This window comes from Pokkaliibacter sp. CJK22405 (genome assembly GCF_046614695.1).
GTDB lineage: Bacteria > Pseudomonadota > Gammaproteobacteria > Pseudomonadales > Balneatricaceae > Pokkaliibacter.
In genome coordinates, this window is the sequence record NZ_JBKKHQ010000012.1 from 343,667 (window position 1) to 362,069 (window position 18,403).

Genomic DNA, 18,403 nt, shown 5'->3' on the forward strand with positions numbered 1-18,403 from the left:
CTGTACGCAGTTTTTATTGGAAGCGCTTTAAATTGGAAAGCTTTGGGTTAGGCTTAGTTGCTTTACGCAGGTAGAGGCCAATGTTTCCAATGATATGGATAAGTTCTGCCTCGCAGACTTGCGCCAAGTCAGCCATAACTTCACGCTTTTCCTCGCGGTCCGGAATACTGAACTTCACTTTTATGAGTTCGTGATCCTCCAGGGCGCGATCCATTTCCTGTACGACACCTTCAGAGAGTCCGCGGTCAGAAACGGTGACTACGGGTTTGAGATGGTGGCCGATGCCGCGCAGGCGCTTTTTTTCTTCAGTGGTTAAGCTCATAATATCCGTTTCGTTTTCTATTCAGGTGGCATCTGCCAAAACGGAAATTGTACTTAATCGTGCTGGTTTTGAGTAGGTATCCGTGAGGAGTTAGTAGTTTTGGCTCGATCTAAAAGTAGTGGACGCTGGCTTCAGGAGCATTTTGCCGATCAGTATGTCAAAAAATCTCGTCAGGATGGCTATCGCAGTCGCGCAAGTTACAAACTGATGGAAATAAATGACAAGGATCGGCTATTTAGGCCCGGAATGCGTGTGATAGATTTAGGCGCTGCTCCAGGTGGGTGGTCACAAGTCGCAGCGTCTTTGGTTGGAGATCATGGTACGGTTATCGCCTCTGATATTCTGCCAATGGACTCAATTGCAGGTGTCGACTTTATTCAGGGCGATTTCACCTCTGAAGAGGTCTACAATGCGATCTTAGAGCGCATGAACGGGCAGCGAGCTGATCTTGTAATATCGGACATGGCCCCCAATATGAGTGGTAATTCCAATATTGATCAGCCGGCAGCCATGTATCTGGTAGAGCTAGCCTTAGACTTGGCTAGAACTGTGCTAGTGCCTGATGGTAACTTTGTCGCAAAAGTGTTCCAAGGAGAAGGATTCCAGGAATACATGCAAGAGCTTAGAAGCTCGTTTGATCGAGTGCTGACCCGAAAGCCAGATGCTTCCCGTGCAAGATCTCGTGAAGTTTATCTTGTGGGTTTAGGGTTTCGTGCCTGAGTTAGTTCAGGAAAGATAATAAGGTTGAAGAGGGTGGGCTCTTGAACGATATGGCAAAAAACTTGGTGCTTTGGCTGATTATTGCCGCAGTGCTGCTGACGGTCTTCAACAACTTCAGTGTTGAGTCTGAAGGGCAGCGTGTCAGCTATTCAGATTTTGTCTCTGAAGTTCAGGCTGGGCGTGTGAGTCGCGTTGTGATTGATGGTTACACGATCCAAGGAACTCGTGTTGATGGCGATCATTTTGAAACCATTCGTCCGGCGCTGCAGGATCCCAAATTGGTGGATGATCTTTTAGATCATAAAGTCACGATCGAAGGCAAAATGCCTGAGCAACAAAGTATCTGGACGCAACTTCTGGTAGCGAGTTTCCCAATTCTGGTCATCATTGCTGTATTCATGTTCTTTATGCGACAGATGCAAGGCGGTGGTGGCAAAGGTGGGCCAATGTCTTTTGGTAAAAGTCGTGCTCGCCTGTTGAGTGAAGATCAGATCAAAACAACTTTTGCTGATGTGGCAGGTGTTGAGGAGGCGAAAGAGGAGGTTGGTGAGCTTGTCGACTTTCTTCGTGATCCCGGCAAGTTTCAGCGTCTGGGGGGGAAAATTCCCCGTGGTGTTTTGATGGCTGGGCCTCCGGGTACGGGTAAAACATTGCTTGCCCGCGCTATTGCGGGTGAAGCCAAAGTTCCTTTCTTCTCTATCTCAGGTTCCGACTTCGTCGAAATGTTTGTGGGTGTGGGCGCATCTCGTGTTCGAGATATGTTTGAGCAAGCTAAAAAGCAAGCGCCCTGTATCATATTTATCGATGAGATTGATGCGGTTGGTCGTCACCGTGGTAGTGGCATGGGCGGGGGTCATGATGAGCGCGAACAGACTCTGAACCAGCTACTCGTAGAGATGGATGGTTTTGAGGGTAACGAAGGTATCATTGTTATCGCTGCGACTAACCGTGTTGATGTGCTGGACTCGGCATTGCTGCGTCCTGGGCGTTTTGATCGTCAAGTGCATGTAGGCCTTCCCGATATTCGCGGCCGTGAAGCCATCATGAAAGTGCATTTGCGAAAAGTGCCTCGTGCTGATGATGTGCGTGCGGATTTGATTGCTCGTGGTACGCCAGGTTTTTCTGGTGCTGATCTCGCAAACCTTGTAAATGAGGCTGCGTTATTTGCAGCTCGGGAAGGCAAGCGTCTTGTTGATATGCGCTTGCTGGAAAAGGCGAAAGACAAAATCATGATGGGAGCTGAACGCCGCTCTATGGTGATGTCTTATAAAGAGCGTCTTAACACTGCTTATCACGAAGCAGGGCACGCAATCATTGGGCGTTTAGTGCCTGAGCATGACCCGGTTTACAAAGTTACTATTATTCCGCGTGGGCGTGCGCTGGGGGTGACAATGTTCCTGCCCGAGGAAGATCGTTACAGCCATAGCCGTCAGGGAATTATCAGTTCTATCTGTAGTCTGTATGGTGGACGTCTTGCTGAAGAAATGACTCTGGGTAAAGAGGGAGTAACCACGGGCGCTTCTAATGACATCCAGCGTGCTACTCATCTTGCTCATAATATGGTGACTCGCTGGGGGCTTTCTGAAAAATTGGGGCCACTACTCTATGCAGAGGATGATGCAGATCCCTTTGGTCGTGGTGCCGGTGGTGCTGCAAAGGGATATTCACCTGAAACGGCTAAGTTGATTGATCAGGAAGTTCGGCAAATTATCGACTCATGCTATGAGCAGGCTAAGCAGATTCTCGTCGATAACCGCGATATTCTGGAGGCTATGGCTGAGGCTTTGATGAAGTATGAGACTATCGATTCAGGTCAGATTGATGAGTTAATGTCGCGTAAACCTGTTACTCCACCAGATGGTTGGACTGACTCTCATAATGAACCGCCTGCATCTGGTAGTGGTGGTGCCAGTGCAGAAGAAGAGTCTAAAGCTGATGAAAAAATGGACTCTTCTGATGAGAATGGTGATAAAGGTGCCGATGAGGCTCCTGGAGCTCATCCTTCTCACTAGGATTTCCGTGTAATCAAATATTAAAAAGGCCGTTGCATACGGCCTTTATTTTTTGTGTTTAAGGAAAGTGCTTGATGAAACTGCGTGAGCGTGAGCTTTCATCGGATTGCCCGCAAATTATGGGGATTCTGAATGTCACTCCAGATTCATTTTCTGATGGAGGGCGGGCCTATAAATCAATTGATAAAGCCCTGTTCTTGGCAGAAGAAATGCTGGCCAACGGTGCCAGTATTATTGATGTCGGTGGTGAATCAACTCGTCCTGGAGCTGCCGACGTTGCTGAAGCTGAAGAGTATGATCGTGTGGTTCCTGTGGTGGAAGCGATCCGTTCTCGTTTAGATGTCGCGATTTCTGTCGATACCAGTTCTGCAAAAGTGATGGCGGGGGCTATTAGTGCTGGAGCACATTTGATTAATGATGTTCGCTCGCTCTCGCGTCCAGGGGCTTTGGCTGTCGTTAGTGAGTCGGATGTTGCAGTATGCCTGATGCATATGAAGGGTGAGCCTCGGCAAATGCAAAATGCGCCAGTCTATGAAGATGTCGTCTCAGAAGTTTTGGATTGTCTGACCTTCGCGATAAATGACTGTGTTCTTCATGGGATTGATAAAAGTCGCATTATTCTTGATCCCGGTTTTGGTTTTGGCAAAACCCTTGGGCATAACTCAACGCTGTTTAGGGGGTTGCCGCGCCTGGGTGTTGAGGGGTGTCCTTTATTAGTAGGCGTATCTCGTAAAACGATGGTAGGCGATATCCTGGGTAAGCCTGTAGATCAGCGCATGGCTGGCAGCGTTGGGCTTGCTGTACTTGCAGTGAGTATGGGGGCATGGATTGTTCGTGTGCATGATGTTGCTGAAACTGCTGATGCCGTTAAGACGGCTTTTCACGTGTTAAAAGGATAAATGGGAATGTCTAAGCGTTATTTTGGCACTGATGGAATTCGTGGTCGCGTTGGGGAGTTTCCCATTACTCCAGAATTTGTCATGAAGCTTGGCTGGGCTGCAGGAAAGGTTTTTGCTAAAGAAGGGCGAAGCCGGATCGTCATTGGCAAAGATACTCGCCTATCTGGATACATGTTTGAGTCTGCTTTAGAGGCAGGTCTATCCGCGGCGGGGGTTGATGTTTTGTTGTTAGGGCCAATGCCTACGCCGGCGATTGCCTACCTTGCAAGAACTTTTAAATGTGCTGCAGGCATTGTTATTAGCGCCTCGCATAATCCCTTTGAAGATAATGGGATTAAGTTTTTCTCTGCACAGGGGGAGAAGTTGCCTGATGTGGTAGAGGAGAAAATTGAGGCGTTGCTTGATCAGCCAATGGATATGGTTGAGCCTGCAAAGCTGGGTAAGGCGAGACGTATAGAAGATGCTGCTGGCCGTTATATCGAGTTCTGTAAAAGCTCATTAGGTGGACACCTGAGTCTGGAAGGGCTCTCGATTGTGTTGGATTGTGCGCATGGTGCTACTTATCATGTCGCGCCCAGTGTGTTCTCGGAGCTAGGTGCTCAAGTGACAACAATGGGGTGCTCTCCTAACGGCATGAATATCAATGCAGGCGTTGGCTCTACCGAGCCAGATGCGTTGTGTGCAAAAGTAAAAGAAGTCAATGCTGATCTTGGAATCGCTTTCGATGGAGATGGTGATCGTGTTGTCATGGTGGATCAGGTTGGAAGAGTCGTTGATGGTGATGAGATTCTTTATCTGATAGCCAAAGACCTTAAAACCCAGGGGTTACTTGAAGGGGGGGTTGTCGGCACTCTGATGTCTAACTTTGGATTCGAGCAGGCTCTTGCGGCTGAGAGTATTCCGTTCATCAGGGCGGGAGTTGGTGACCGTTATGTGATGGAGCAGCTCATTAGTCGCGGCTGGTGGCTGGGGGGTGAGGCTTCAGGCCATATTGTCTGCCGTTATCTGCATTCAACCGGCGACGGTATCATTGCTGCATTGCAAGTCTTGGCGGCATTGGTTCGGAATAATCAGACGCTACAGCAGGCGTGTAGTGCGATTTGCAAGGTGCCACAGGTGACGACGAACGTTCGGGTAGCTGCTAAGAAGGACCCGGCGAGTATACCTGAACTGGTCGCTGCGCTTTCTGAAGTGGAGACTCGGTTGGATGGGAAGGGGCGGGTTTTACTGCGAGCGTCGGGTACAGAGCCAAAAATTCGCGTCACCCTGGAACACGAGAGCCTTGAAGTCGTAGAGAGTTTGGGGCAAGAGTTGGCTTCTAAGGTCGAAAATATTTACGCTAAGCTTGTCTAGGGCTTGTAAGTGACTGATTAGACGAGTAGTATTGGCGCCGCTTCAAAACGTTCAGTGTATTTCTGTGAGTTGAGGCGGCCAGTTGAATTACCTTAATGCTGGTCTGCTAGAGGTTTTGGAAAGCTCTTGCGTAGAGCATAAGTACTAAGCCGGGCAAAATCAGTAAAGTAAACTTTATCCTTCTTTTGCGATCTGTCGTGCGCGACAGCAGGTGTAAGTGCTAATGGAAACTCTAGTTATTGTTGTTCATGTTGCTTTGGCTGTCAGTGTGATTGCACTGGTTTTGCTGCAACAGGGCAAAGGTGCAGATGCAGGTGCTGCATTCGGCTCCGGGGCTTCCCAGACTGTATTTGGTAGTCAGGGTTCAGGCTCTTTTTTAGTGAAAATGACAGCTGGGCTTGCTGCAGCGTTTTTTGTAACCAGTTTTGCTTTGGCTTATTTTGCCAAAGAAAAAGTTTCTGATGTGTCTGCTGTTGGTATGCCTTCTGCGGACGTTATCAAGCAAGTTGAGCAAAATACATCTGCTCCTTCGAAGTCTGTAAATGATGCCGAAGTAAATGACTTGCCTAGTGTCGGTGAAGATTCAAAGTAACCCGCTAGTAATAAAGAATTGCCGAAGTGGTGGAATTGGTAGACACGCTATCTTGAGGGGGTAGTGACCTATGGTCGTGCGGGTTCGAGTCCCGCCTTCGGCACCATATCTGAGATGTGATCTCTTGAAGTAAAGTCTGGTTATCATGTAAGATAATTGCGATTTTGACGCGGGGTGGAGCAGTCTGGTAGCTCGTCGGGCTCATAACCCGAAGGTCGTTGGTTCAAATCCGGCCCCCGCAACCATCATTTTCTCCAGAAAACCCCTCCAGAAGGGGTTTTTTGTTACTTGTGGAGAGGATTCCCCGTTTTAACTGGGGAGAGGAAATGGGTCTTTGACCCATTTTTTGTTTTTGCGTCAGAGAGGTTTCCCGAGTGACAGGTAAAGAAGCTGCGCTTTATGAAATGCTGGCCCCTGTGGTGTCCGGACTTGGTTTTCAGTTATGGGGAGTCGAGTTTCTGGCGCAAGGTCGCCGCAGTGTTTTGCGTGTTTATATCGATAGTGAGTCCGGCGTTGGTGTGGATGACTGTGCCAGTGTGAGTCGTCAGGCAAGCGCCTTACTTGATGTTGAGGATCCTATCTCTGGTGAATATGTATTAGAAGTTTCCTCTCCAGGTTTGGATCGGCCACTTTATAACCTGGAGCAGTTTTCTGCATATACAGGATCGTTGGTGAAGTTACGTTTGCGTATGCCTTTTGAAGGGCGGCGCAAGTTTATTGGGCGCCTCAGCGCGGTGAACGATGAAAACATCGCATTGCAGGTAGAAGAAACCGAGTATCTGTTGCCTTTCGATCTGATCGATAAGGCAAATGTAGAACCGGAATTCTGAGGATTGTCAGCGACGAGCTACAAGGCGAGGCATAGGCATGAACAAAGAAATTCTGAACGTGGTGGAAGCTCTTTCTAACGAGAAAGATGTGTCCAAGGAAGTGATTTTCGAGGCCATTGAGATTGCCCTGGCAACCGCTACCAAAAAACGTTTCGAAGAAGAAGTTGATATTCGCGTCGCGATTAATCGTAAGACGGGTGACTACGACACCTTCCGTCGTTGGTTGGTAATGTCTAACGAGGTCGTTCCTGCACTCGGTACTGAGTTAACGCTGCAGGAAGCGCATGAAATTGATACAGCCCTTCAACCAGGCGATGAATACGAGGAGCAGATTGAATCAATCGCTTTCGGTCGTATCGCAGCGCAGACTGCTCGCCAGGTTATTATTCAGAAAGTCCGTGAAGCAGAACGTGCGAAGGTCGTTGATGCTTATCGTGACCGCCTGGGGGATCTGATCACCGCTACTGTCAAGAAAGTAACCCGCGACAATATCATCGTAGATCTTGGTAATAACGCAGAAGCTGTATTGCCGCGAGATCAGTTGATTCCTCGCGAAGCATACCGAACTGGTGACCGAGTTCGAGCTTTGTTGAAAGAAGTTCGTACTGACGGTCGAGGTCCCCAGCTTGTTCTTAGCCGTACGTGTCCGGAAATGCTCATTGAGCTTTTCCGAATTGAAGTGCCTGAGATCGCTGAAGAAGTAATTGAGATCAAGGGCGCTGCACGCGATCCCGGTTCACGCGCAAAAATCGCTGTAAAAACCAATGATGGTCGTATCGATCCTGTGGGTGCCTGTGTTGGTATGCGTGGTGCTCGTGTACAGGCTGTGTCGACTGAATTGAAAGGTGAGCGTATCGATATCGTCCTTTGGGACGATAACTCAGCGCAGTACGTTATTAACGCAATGGCACCTGCGGATGTGGCTTCCATTGTTGTTGATGAGGACGCTCACATGATGGATGTCGCCGTTGCAGAAGATCATCTGGCCCAAGCCATTGGCCGTAGCGGACAGAATGTTCGTCTGGCAAGTGAGCTTACTGGCTGGGAGCTCAATGTAATGAGCGAAGAGGACGCTGATGCCAAACAACAGGAAGAGAGCGGCAAGCTTGTCTCCCTGTTTATGGAGCAGCTGGACGTTGATGAAGATTTTGCTGTTCTTCTTGTGGAGCAAGGTTTTACCACCCTCGAGGAGGTTGCCTATGTGCCTAAAGAAGAGCTGATGGAAATCGAAGAACTCGACGAAGAACTGGTAGAAGAGCTGCGTGGTCGTGCCAAAGATGTCCTGCTGAATATGGCCATCGCTTCAGAAGAGAAGCTTGATGGTGAGCCAGCAGAAGACTTGCTTTCGATGGATGGTATGGATCGTCACCTTGCGTTTGTTCTGGCAAGCAAGGGTGTTGTGACAATGGAAGATCTGGCCGAACAGTCGATTGACGAGCTTATGGAAATTGACGGCATGACCGAAGAAAGGGCTGCCGAGCTGATTATGACCGCGCGAGCTCCTTGGTTTGCTCAAGAGTAAACGCAGCGGATAGAGGAGACCCATAATGGCAGAAGTTACCGTTCAGCAACTGGCCGAGGTGGTTGGAGTTCCTGTCGAGCGTTTGTTAACTCAAATGCAAGAAGCAGGACTTCAGCACGCTAAATCCGGTGATATCGTTTCTGAAAAGGAACGTATGACTCTGCTGACTTTTTTGAAGAAGAGCCATGGTGGTGATGAGGAGAATAGCGATGCTACTCCCAAGAAAATCACTTTAAAGCGTAAAACCACCAGTCAGCTGAAAGTCAGCAACTCTTCTGGTAAGAAGAAAACTGTAAACATCGAAGTTCGTAAGAAGCGTACTTACGTCAAGCGTGATGAAGCTGCGGCAAATGCCGAGGCTGAACAGGAAGAAGCCGTTGCACCGGTTGAAGATGTGCGAGCTGCTACGCAGGAGGCTCCACAGGCAGCTCCTGAAGTAACTAAGGCTCCGGCAGGAGCTCCAGCTGCTGCACCGAAGAAGAAAACGAGAGAGGACAGTTCCGCTCCCGTTGCTTCTATCGCTGATGTTCAGGCAGCAGAGAATAGTGAAGCTGAGAAAAAGCGCAAAGCCGCTAAGGACAAAGCCGGAAAGGCTGGCAAAGGTCGTAGCGAGCGTGATGATGACGAAAGCCGTCGTGCGCCTGGTAAGGCTAAAGTTGGTGTTCGTCGTGCTGCAGGCGGTGGTGATGATGAGTTTGGTGCCCGTAAAGGTGGTGCGCGCAAACCTCTGAAAGCCAAGCGTGGAGCGAAATCTTCCTCGAACCAGCATGGCTTTGAGAAGCCTACAGCTCCTATCGTTCGTGAAGTTTCTATCCCTGAAACAATCACTGTAGCCGAGCTGGCTGAGCGCATGGCAGTAAAAGCTGCAGAAGTCATCAAGGTTATGTTCAAAATGGGCGCAATGGCGACCATTAACCAAGTGATTGACCAGGATACTGCAGTCATTGTTGTTGAGGAGATGGGCCACAAGGTCAAACTGCTGAACGAAAATGAGCTGGAAGATAATCTGGTAGAGCAGGCAAACGCTGAAGAAGGCGATTATCAGGATCGTGCACCGGTTGTTACCGTTATGGGTCACGTTGACCATGGTAAAACTTCCCTGCTCGACTATATCCGCCGCTCACGTGTAGCTGCTGGCGAGTCTGGTGGTATTACCCAGCATATCGGTGCTTATCATGTAAACACTGATCGTGGCATGGTGACTTTCCTGGATACTCCTGGACACGCGGCCTTTACTGCAATGCGTGCTCGTGGTGCCAAGGTAACTGACGTCGTTATTCTTGTTGTTGCAGCAGATGATGGTGTAATGCCGCAGACCGAAGAAGCAATCCAGCATGCGAAAGCAGCGGGTGTGCCTCTTGTTGTGGCTATCAACAAAATCGATAAAGAAGCTGCAGATCCAGATCGCGTTACCAGCGAGCTGGCTGCACGTGGTGTAGTGCCAACCAGTTGGGGTGGAGAAACTGAATTCGTTCATGTTTCCGCCAAAAGTGGTCAGGGTATTGATGAGCTGCTTGAGACTGTTCTGCTTGTTGCAGAGATTCTTGAACTTAAAGCGGCCTCCAACATTCCCGGGCGCGGTGTTGTTGTTGAGTCTCGACTGGATAAAGGTCGTGGCACAGTGGCTACACTGCTGGTTCAAAATGGTACCCTGCGCCGTGGTGACGTTGTTCTGGCTGGTATGTATTACGGTCGAGTCCGAGCTATGCTTGACGAAGACGGTAATCAGATCGATGAAGCGGGTCCCGCAATTCCCGTTGAGATCCTGGGTCTCGATGGTGCACCTGATGCTGGTGATGATTTCACTGTATTGGCTAACGAGAAGAAAGCTCGTGAAGTGGCTCTATTCCGTCAAGGTAAATACCGTGATGTGAAACTGGCTCGTCAGCAGGCAGCAAAACTGGATAACCTGTTTGAGAATATGGGTGCTGATAAGGTAGCTAACCTGAATATCGTTCTTAAGACGGATGTTCGTGGCTCTCTGGAGGCGCTTTCTTCAGCTCTGGTTGATCTGTCGAATGACGAAGTGAAAGTCACTATCGTGTCTAGTGGTGTAGGTGGTATTTCCGAGTCTGATGCTAACCTTGCACTGGCATCCAGTGCCGTGGTGTTCGGCTTTAACGTTCGTGCTGATAGTGGTGCAAAAACTATCGTTGAGCGTGAAGGTATCGACATGCGTTACTACAGTGTGATCTACGACATCATTGATGATGTTAAGAAAGCACTGTCTGGTATGCTGGCACCAGAGTTCCATGAGCAAATTCTAGGCACTGCTGAAGTGCGTGATGTCTTCCGTTCGCCGAAGTTCGGTCTGGTTGCAGGCTGTATGGTGATTGAAGGTAACGTCCAGCGTGGTAAGAAACTGCGTGTGCTGCGTGATAACGTGGTTATCTTTGAAGGTGGTGAGTTGGACTCTCTGCGTCGCTTCAAGGAAAACGTCAACGATGTACGTCAGGGTATGGAATGTGGTATCGGTGTGAAAAACTACAACGATGTCCGCGTTGGTGATCAGATCGAAGTATTCGATGTGCTGACCGTAGAGCGCAGCCTGTAACCCTGAATCAAGAGCTCAGGTATGCCTAAAGAGTATAGTCGTACCCAGCGTGTTGCGGACCAGATCCAAAAGGATCTGGCCCGTATCATTCAGCTGGAAATGAAAGATCCCCGATTGGGTATTGTGACAGTCAGTGATGTTCGTATCTCTAAAGATATTAACTACGCTGACGTGTATTTCACTGTGCTTAATACGGATGATTCCGAGGAAGGTTACAAAGAAGCCCAGAAACTGCTGAATCAGGCGGCGGGTTTTCTTCGTACTGAGTTGGCACGTGGACTTAAGAGTATGCGTGTGATTCCTTCTCTGCGTTTTCATTATGATCACACCCTCAATCGAGGTAATCATCTGAGCGCGTTAATTACGCAAGCGGTGCGTGAAGACAGCGCTCGCCAACGCTCTTCTGATGATTCCAATGACCAAGAATAAATCTTCTTACTGGCAAGAGGTTAACGGTATTCTGGTGCTGGATAAGCCCCAAGGGTTAACCTCAAACTCAGCCCTGCAACGTATCCGTCATCTTTTGAGAGCAGCTAAAGCAGGTCATACCGGTGCGCTGGATCCTCTGGCAACAGGCGTACTGCCCTTGTGCTTTGGTGAAGGAACGAAATTCTCTCAGATGTTGTTGGACAGTGATAAAACTTACATCACTGAGGCGACGTTGGGTGTTATCACAGACACAGGGGATGCTGAAGGAACAATTCTCAAGGTTGCTTCAGTGCCTGAGCTGACAGATGAGATGGTCGAATCGGTCCTACAAAAGTTTCGCGGTCTTATTGAGCAGACTCCACCAAAGTATTCAGCATTGAAAATCGATGGTCAGCCTGTCTACAAACTTGCTCGAGAGGGCAAGGAAGTGGATATGTCGAGTAAACGTCGAGAGGTGACAATTCATAAGCTGGAGCTTTTGGGGCGTACTTCAACGACTTTGCGTCTTGAGGTTTGTTGTTCAAAAGGGACCTATATACGTTCCCTAGTGGAAGATATTGGTGAGATCCTCGGTTGTGGCGCACATGTTAGCGTTCTTAGACGCACCCAAGCTGGTCCTTATCGGCTCGATCAGGCTCATACGCTAGAGCAGTGTCAGGATATGGCTAATCCTGATGCAGGTGCTAATCCGCTCAAAGCGCATTTATTGGCAGTAGATACTGCCGTTCTTCACCTCGATAAGGTAGAATTGAGCGCTTTGCAGGCTGGCAAAATCACTAATGGCCAGTCTGTGGAATTGAATTCCGGAGATGGCGAAGGTCTTGTTCGGATCTACCGTGAAGATCAGATTTTTCTGGGCTTGGCGGATATCGAAGCGAATGGGCTGTTAAAGGCTCGTCGCTTGCTTAAAACCTCCTGATGGGGGCGCGTTATCTGTAAATATGCACGGATAGCGTTTGTTAATGGCATATTAATCGGAGAAAAAACAATGGCACTGTCCGTAGAACAGAAAGCTGAGATCCTGAAAGAGTTTGGTCAGTCTGCAAATGACACTGGCTCTCCTGAAGTTCAGGTTGCGCTGCTGACTCATAACATCAACAGCCTGCAGGGTCACTTCAAAGCCAACGCTAAAGATCACCACTCACGTCGTGGTCTGATCCGTATGGTTAACCAGCGTCGTAAGCTGCTGGATTACCTGAAGAAGAAAGACGTTCAGCGTTACACCCAGCTGATCGGTCGCCTTGGCCTGCGCCGCTAAGGTAACTGAAGCGCCGCGGCTTTTGTCGCGGCGTTTTTTCATGTAGAAAGGGTGTGCTTTTTGTCATCCATAACGTTTTGAGGAATTCTGACGCGCGTTGAGCCTGTACTGCTCTGGGTTTATTCCCGAGTCCAGTGCAGTACTGGCTTTGTCTGAATGCGCGGGATCCTCGCCAAGCGTTCTTGCTAGGAAAAAATTATGTTCAATAAAGTGGTTAAAAGCTTCCAGTATGGCGGTCATGAGATTCGCTTGGAAACTGGTGAAGTTGCTCGTCAGGCAACGGGTGCAGTTATGGTTACCATGGGTGATATCCAGGTACTCTGTACTGTGGTTGGCGCTCGTGAAGCCAAAGCCGGTCAGGATTTCTTTCCCCTGACTGTTCACTATCAGGAAAAAACTTACTCTGCCGGTAAGATTCCTGGTGGATTCTTCAAGCGTGAAGCTAAAGCTTCTGAGAAAGAGACTCTGACCTCTCGTCTTATTGATCGCCCAATTCGCCCACTGTTTCCTAAGGGCTTCAAAAACGAAGTTCAGGTGATCTGTACAGTCGTTTCCACCGACAAGATTAATGATCCTGATATTGCTGCAATGCTGGGTGCTTCTGCAGCGCTGACCATCTCCGGTATCCCCTTCGCTGGTCCTATTGGTGCAGCACGTGTTGGCTTCAGTGAAGAAGAAGGTTACCTGCTGAACCCCACTTTCGAGCAGCTGAAAAGCTCTATGCTCGACATGGTGGTTGCCGGTACTGATGAAGCAGTTCTGATGGTTGAGTCTGAGGCTCAGGAATTGACCGAAGACGAAATGCTGGGTGCTGTACTGTTCGGTCATCAGGAGATGCAGACTGCGATCGAAGCCATTAAGGCGTTTGCTGCTGAAGCTGGCAAGCCTGCTTGGGATTGGAAGCCAGAGGCAACTAACACCGAGCTGAAAGATCAGCTGAAAGGTTTGGTCGGCGAGGCATTGGCTCAGGCCTATACCGTTTCCGACAAAACTGCTCGTCGTGACGCTATCGATGCACTGCGTTCTCAGGCGATGAGTACTATGGCCGAAGGTGATGCGGCAACAACAGATGCCGAGCACGTTGGTGATCTGTTCTCCAGCCTTGAGAAAGAAATTGTTCGTGGTCGTATCATTCGTGGTGAGCCGCGTATTGATGGTCGTGATAACAAAACCGTTCGTGCTCTGAATGTACAGATCGGCAAGCTGTCCAAGACCCACGGTTCTGCGCTCTTTACTCGTGGAGAGACTCAGGCGCTGGCGACTTGTACTCTGGGTACCATGCGTGATGCGCAGATCATTGATGCGCTGGAAGGTGAGCGTAAAGATCGCTTCCTGTTCCATTACAACTTCCCTTCATACTCTGTAGGTGAGTGTGGACGTATGGGTCCTCCAGGACGTCGTGAGATCGGTCATGGTCGTCTGGCGCGTCGTGGTGTTGAAGCCATGCTGCCAAAAGAAGAGGACTTCCCTTACACCATTCGTATCGTTTCCGAGATCACAGAATCTAACGGATCAAGTTCTATGGCTTCTGTCTGTGCTGCCAGTTTGGCACTGATGGATGCAGGTGTACCTGTGAAGAAGGCGGTCGCTGGTATTGCGATGGGTCTGGTTAAAGAGACTTCCGGTTTCGCTGTACTGACCGACATTCTGGGTGATGAAGATCACCTGGGCGATATGGACTTCAAAGTGGCTGGCTCCGAAAGTGGTATCACTGCACTGCAGATGGATATCAAGATTCAGGGTATCACTGAAGAAATCATGGAAATCGCTCTTGAGCAGGCGCGTGATGCTCGTTTGCACATTCTGCGTGAGATGGCCACTGTCATTGGTTATGCGCGCCCTGAAGTGTCGCCTAATGCACCAAGCATGCTGACCATGAAGATTGCTGCAGACAAGATTCGTGATGTTATCGGTAAGGGCGGTGCAACCATCCGTTCTATCTGTGAAGAGACTGGCGCTTCCATCGATATCGAAGATGATGGATCCGTACGTGTTTATGCGGATACCCGTGCAGCTGCAGACGCGGCCAAAGATCGTATCGAAGCCATTGTTTGTGAAGCTGAAATTGGTCAGGTTTACAAAGGTAAGGTGGTACGTCTGGCTGAGTTTGGTGCCTTTGTTAATATCCTGCCTGGTAAAGATGGTCTGGTGCACATTTCCCAGATCAGTCAGGAGCGTGTTAACAATGTCTCTGACTATGTGAACGAAGGTGACGAAGTCCTGGTTCGCGTACTGGATGTTGATCAACGTGGTCGTATCAAGCTGACCATGAAGGATGTGACAGAAGCGTAATCTGGCGACAGATCGCCCACACATTCTGTTACAAGTGAAGGGGGCCTATGGCCCCCTTTTCTGTCCTATGCTTGAGGTGCTGATAACACATTCTCTCAAGGGAAGGATAATGATTAAGTCATCCGTGATTGCTGCTTCTTTAACCTTGCTATTCTCTGGTGCCGCTATGGCGGCTGACGATTTGAGTAGCATGTCTCCTGAACAAATCATCAAGCATCGCCATCAGGCTTTCCATCAGATCAAGGATAACGCGGGTAACCTTCGGTCATTGGCAAAGAGTGGTGCTGTGGACCAGACCAAGGCTAAGGAATATGTTGCTGCGCTTGAGGCTGCTAGTGACCGCGCGTTTTCATCCTTTGTGCCGGGTACTGAAGCTGGTGTGGCGGATAGCGAAGCGTCCAAAAAGATTTGGCAAGATCCAGACGGCTTTAAAGCGGCCCAGGGTAAGTTTCATGATGCGCTAGGTAAAGTCTCAGCAGCAGCAGATGCTCGTGATAGTGATGCTTTAACGGCGGCTGTCGGCGAGCTGGGTGGTTCCTGCAAGGGTTGTCATAGTAGCTATCGCGAATAATCACAGTTTTCATCTACAAAAAAAGCCATCCTGAGGATGGCTTTTTCTTTATAGACAGTTGCTTTGCAAGATTATCGCTCGATAGCTAGCGCCACACCCATGCCGCCACCAATACACAGCGTGGCCAGCCCTTTCTTGGCGTCCTGCTTAGTCATCTCATGTAGCAGAGTGACCAGGATTCGGCACCCAGAAGCGCCGATAGGATGCCCAAGAGCAATAGCACCGCCATTGACGTTGACCTTGCTGGTATCCCATTCCAGTGAGGTGTTCACTGACATCGCCTGGGCGGCGAAGGCTTCGTTCGCCTCAACAAGATCAAGATCGCTAATGCTCCAACCTGCCTTCTTCAGGCAGAGCTTCGTCGCATCAATGGGGCCGGTGCCCATAATTTCAGGGGAAACCCCTACGCTTGAGTAGCCTTTGATTGTAGCTAGCACAGGCAGTCCTAATTCTTTAGCTTTCTCTGCGCTGGCAAGAATCACAACGGCCGCACCGTCATTCAATGAAGAAGCATTACCGGCAGTGACACTACCGTCTTTCTTGAATGCCGGGCGTAGTTTGGCAAGCTTGTCAGCAGTAGTGCCGGGACGCGGCTGCTCATCTTTATCAACAATCAGAGGGTCGCCCTTACGTTGGGGAACGCTGATAGGAATGATTTCGTCAGCAAAACGACCAGAGGCCATGGCTGCCTCTGCCTTGGCTTGAGACGCCGCAGCAAATTCATCCTGCGCTTCGCGTGTAAAGCCATACTTGGAGACGATATTTTCTGCTGTGATGCCCATGTGGTAATCATTGAATGCATCCCATAGTCCGTCATTCACCATGGTATCGACGAGCTTCCAGTCGCCCATCTTCTGGCCATCACGTGACTTGGGTAAAACGTGTGGGCTTTGACTCATACTCTCCTGTCCACCGGCGATAACCAGATCCGCATCGCCACAGAGGATGGATTGAGTTGCAAGATGAACGGCCTTTAGGCCTGAGCCGCAGACTTTATTGATGGTCATGGCTGGGACAGTTTCTGCCAGTCCTGCATGAATCGTGGTTTGACGTGCGGGATTCTGGCCACAACCTGCAGTTAGCACCTGTCCGAGAATAACTTCATCAACATGCTCTGGGGCGATGCCGGATTTTTCCAGCAGCGACTTGATAACCTGACTTCCGATTTCTGCTGCACTCAGGGAGGCCAGTCCTCCTCCAAAACTACCTATTGCTGATCTTCCTGCTGCAACTATGACAACGTCACGCATTACATATCTCCCTTAATGATGTAGTGAGAGGGGCCAAATCATCATAGGTGATAAATTGGCAAATGCGCCAGTTCACATATGTTGCAAAGCAGCAAAATATGAAGGAAATCAATAAATGGGCAATGTCACCATTGCCCGGTGAGGAGAGATTAATCGAGGCGAATATTGTCGATTAGACGCGCCTTGCCAAGGTAGGCTGCGGCAAGAATCACAAGGGGTATTTCTGACTCGGGAGATGCCGGCTGAAGTTTCTGCTGATCACAAATTGAGAAGTAGTCAGGTTTGAGTCCTGCTGCTTCCAGCTTGGCCTTGGCCTCATTCTCAAGCTGTCGGTATTGGCGATTGCCATTCTGGATGAGGCTAATGGTTTCATTCAAAATGCGTGAGATGGCAGGAGCGGTAGCAAGCTCTTCAGTCGTCAAATAGCCATTTCGTGAGCTCAGTGCCAAGCCATTATCTGCACGGGCAATAGGCGCACCAATAATGGTGACCGGCATACACAGGTCATTTACCATTTGGCGTATCACAGCCAGCTGCTGAAAGTCCTTCAGACCGAAAATCGCGGTATCCGGCTGGACAATGCCGAAGAGTTTGGCCACCACTGTGGCGACGCCCTGAAAGTGCCCCGGGCGGCTGGCACCACAGTGAATATTGGCCAGTTCAGGTACATTGACCAGCGTCTGGCTGCCAGAGCCTTCTGGATACATCTCTTTCACGTCGGGAGCAAAAAGTACATCACAGCCGCTTTCGCGGAGCTTGGCGCAATCTTCCTCAAATGTCCGGGGGTAGCGCTCCAGGTCCTCAGTTGGCCCAAACTGCAGTGGGTTCACAAAAATACTGGCGACGACCACATCTGCGGTTTCGCGAGCTTTGTGAATTAAGGAAATGTGTCCGTCATGCAAGTTACCCATTGTGGGTACAAAGCCAATACGCTGCTCGCAAAGGCGTGCTTTGCGTAGGTGTGCACGAAGGTCGGCAACTTTATCGAAAATCAGCATCAGTCAAACCCGTGTTCGTCAGCTGGGAAGGTGCCATCTTTGACCGCTTTCACATAGTTGCTAAAAGCACTCTGGATATCATCACTCTCTGCCAGGAAGTTTTTGACGAAGCGTGGAACGTACCCGGTATTCATACCTAACATGTCGTGCATGACCAGAACCTGTCCATCGGTATCCGCTCCCGCGCCAATGCCAATTACTGGTACATGAGCTTTTTCCGCCAGGTTTTTTGCCAGAGATCGAGGTACACATTCCAGCAGAATCAAGCTTGCGCCATTGGCTTCCAGCAAAGCAGCATCATCCAGCAGAACCTGGGCCGCTTCGGGGGTTTTTCCCTGCACTTTGAAGCCTCCCATGACGTTCACTGTCTGAGGAGTAAGACCTAAATGAGCGCATACCGGAACGCCGCGTTCAGCCAGCAGTCTGATGGTATCCGCCAGCCAGGCGCCGCCTTCTATCTTGATGACATGAGCGCCTGCCTGCATGAGCCGTCCGGCGTTGTGCATGGCCTGTTCAGGCGTGGCATAGGACATAAAGGGTAAGTCAGCCATAATCAGGGCGCTGGAGTTACCCTGACTAACCGCTTTGGTGTGATAGACCATGTCATCGACGCTGACAGGTAATGTGCTGTCATGACCCTGAAGTACCATGCCGAGAGAATCGCCGACCAGAATCACTTCCACGCCTGCACAGTTTTGCAGGTGTGAAAAAATGGCATCGTAGGCTGTCAGGCAGCTGAATTTCTCACCGTCCGCTTTCAGTTTGGACAGCGTATTGAGGGTGACCTTTTTCATTCGGGTT

Annotated in this window: 17 protein-coding genes and 2 tRNA genes; 15 read left to right on the forward strand and 4 right to left on the reverse strand. The window is 49.7% G+C overall.

Annotated features, from left to right (window positions below; all coding sequences use genetic code 11):
* Positions 1 to 13 precede the first annotated feature (13 nt).
* Positions 14 to 322: a ribosome assembly RNA-binding protein YhbY gene (gene yhbY / locus ACKC9G_RS08735; protein ID WP_411404561.1), complete on the reverse strand. Its 309-nt coding sequence runs from the start codon at positions 320 to 322 to the stop codon at positions 14 to 16.
* Between the two features lie 99 nt (positions 323 to 421).
* Between yhbY and rlmE the strand changes: the two genes are divergently transcribed.
* From rlmE to ACKC9G_RS08810, 15 genes are all read left to right on the forward strand, one after another.
* On the forward strand, positions 422 to 1,042 hold the full coding sequence (gene rlmE / locus ACKC9G_RS08740) for a 23S rRNA (uridine(2552)-2'-O)-methyltransferase RlmE (protein WP_411404562.1): 621 nt from the start codon (positions 422 to 424) through the stop codon (positions 1,040 to 1,042).
* Between the two features lie 50 nt (positions 1,043 to 1,092).
* Positions 1,093 to 3,054, forward strand: a complete 1,962-nt coding sequence (gene ftsH / locus ACKC9G_RS08745; RefSeq protein ID WP_411404563.1) for an ATP-dependent zinc metalloprotease FtsH — start codon at positions 1,093 to 1,095, stop codon at positions 3,052 to 3,054.
* 74 nt (positions 3,055 to 3,128) lie between these two features.
* On the forward strand, positions 3,129 to 3,953 hold the full coding sequence (gene folP, locus ACKC9G_RS08750) for a dihydropteroate synthase (RefSeq protein WP_411404564.1): 825 nt from the start codon (positions 3,129 to 3,131) through the stop codon (positions 3,951 to 3,953).
* A 6-nt stretch (positions 3,954 to 3,959) separates the two neighbouring features.
* Entirely contained in the window at positions 3,960 to 5,306 is a 1,347-nt protein-coding gene (gene glmM, locus ACKC9G_RS08755) for a phosphoglucosamine mutase (RefSeq protein ID WP_411404565.1), read from the forward strand.
* Positions 5,307 to 5,529: 223 nt separating this feature from the next.
* Positions 5,530 to 5,898 carry a preprotein translocase subunit SecG gene (gene secG / locus ACKC9G_RS08760; protein WP_411404566.1) on the forward strand — a complete coding sequence of 123 codons (369 nt, stop codon included), beginning with the start codon at positions 5,530 to 5,532 and terminating at the stop codon, positions 5,896 to 5,898.
* A gap of 20 nt (positions 5,899 to 5,918) precedes the next feature.
* Positions 5,919 to 6,004, forward strand: a tRNA-Leu gene (locus ACKC9G_RS08765).
* Positions 6,005 to 6,066: 62 nt separating this feature from the next.
* A tRNA-Met gene (locus ACKC9G_RS08770) sits at positions 6,067 to 6,143 on the forward strand.
* A gap of 129 nt (positions 6,144 to 6,272) precedes the next feature.
* Positions 6,273 to 6,728: a ribosome maturation factor RimP gene (gene rimP / locus ACKC9G_RS08775; protein ID WP_411404567.1), complete on the forward strand. Its 456-nt coding sequence runs from the start codon at positions 6,273 to 6,275 to the stop codon at positions 6,726 to 6,728.
* Positions 6,729 to 6,765: 37 nt separating this feature from the next.
* Positions 6,766 to 8,250, forward strand: a complete 1,485-nt coding sequence (nusA, locus tag ACKC9G_RS08780; RefSeq protein ID WP_411404568.1) for a transcription termination factor NusA — start codon at positions 6,766 to 6,768, stop codon at positions 8,248 to 8,250.
* A gap of 25 nt (positions 8,251 to 8,275) precedes the next feature.
* Positions 8,276 to 10,804 carry a translation initiation factor IF-2 gene (gene infB / locus ACKC9G_RS08785; protein ID WP_411404569.1) on the forward strand — a complete coding sequence of 843 codons (2,529 nt, stop codon included), beginning with the start codon at positions 8,276 to 8,278 and terminating at the stop codon, positions 10,802 to 10,804.
* Between the two features lie 21 nt (positions 10,805 to 10,825).
* Entirely contained in the window at positions 10,826 to 11,233 is a 408-nt protein-coding gene (rbfA, locus tag ACKC9G_RS08790) for a 30S ribosome-binding factor RbfA (RefSeq protein WP_411404570.1), read from the forward strand.
* Complete coding sequence (gene truB / locus ACKC9G_RS08795) at positions 11,220 to 12,152, forward strand: tRNA pseudouridine(55) synthase TruB (RefSeq protein ID WP_411404571.1); 933 nt, start codon at positions 11,220 to 11,222, stop codon at positions 12,150 to 12,152. The genes rbfA and truB overlap by 14 nt, the downstream gene beginning before the upstream one ends.
* Before the next feature lie 69 nt (positions 12,153 to 12,221).
* On the forward strand, positions 12,222 to 12,491 hold the full coding sequence (gene rpsO, locus ACKC9G_RS08800; RefSeq protein WP_411404572.1) for a 30S ribosomal protein S15: 270 nt from the start codon (positions 12,222 to 12,224) through the stop codon (positions 12,489 to 12,491).
* 198 nt (positions 12,492 to 12,689) lie between these two features.
* Positions 12,690 to 14,783 carry a polyribonucleotide nucleotidyltransferase gene (pnp, locus tag ACKC9G_RS08805; RefSeq protein ID WP_411404573.1) on the forward strand — a complete coding sequence of 698 codons (2,094 nt, stop codon included), beginning with the start codon at positions 12,690 to 12,692 and terminating at the stop codon, positions 14,781 to 14,783.
* Between the two features lie 109 nt (positions 14,784 to 14,892).
* The gene (locus ACKC9G_RS08810; protein WP_411404574.1) at positions 14,893 to 15,354 is read left to right on the forward strand and encodes a c-type cytochrome; all 462 of its coding nucleotides are present in this window, start codon (positions 14,893 to 14,895) and stop codon (positions 15,352 to 15,354) included.
* 71 nt (positions 15,355 to 15,425) lie between these two features.
* On the opposite strand, the gene ACKC9G_RS08815 is transcribed toward ACKC9G_RS08810, so the two are convergent.
* The 3 genes from ACKC9G_RS08815 to panB form a co-directional block, all read right to left on the reverse strand.
* Positions 15,426 to 16,604 carry an acetyl-CoA C-acetyltransferase gene (locus tag ACKC9G_RS08815; protein ID WP_411404575.1) on the reverse strand — a complete coding sequence of 393 codons (1,179 nt, stop codon included), beginning with the start codon at positions 16,602 to 16,604 and terminating at the stop codon, positions 15,426 to 15,428.
* Between the two features lie 149 nt (positions 16,605 to 16,753).
* A complete protein-coding gene (gene panC / locus ACKC9G_RS08820; protein WP_411404576.1) occupies positions 16,754 to 17,602 on the reverse strand; it encodes a pantoate--beta-alanine ligase in 849 nt (282 codons plus the stop codon).
* Entirely contained in the window at positions 17,602 to 18,396 is a 795-nt protein-coding gene (gene panB, locus ACKC9G_RS08825) for a 3-methyl-2-oxobutanoate hydroxymethyltransferase (RefSeq protein WP_411404577.1), read from the reverse strand. The genes panC and panB overlap by 1 nt, the downstream gene beginning before the upstream one ends.
* Positions 18,397 to 18,403 lie beyond the last annotated feature (7 nt).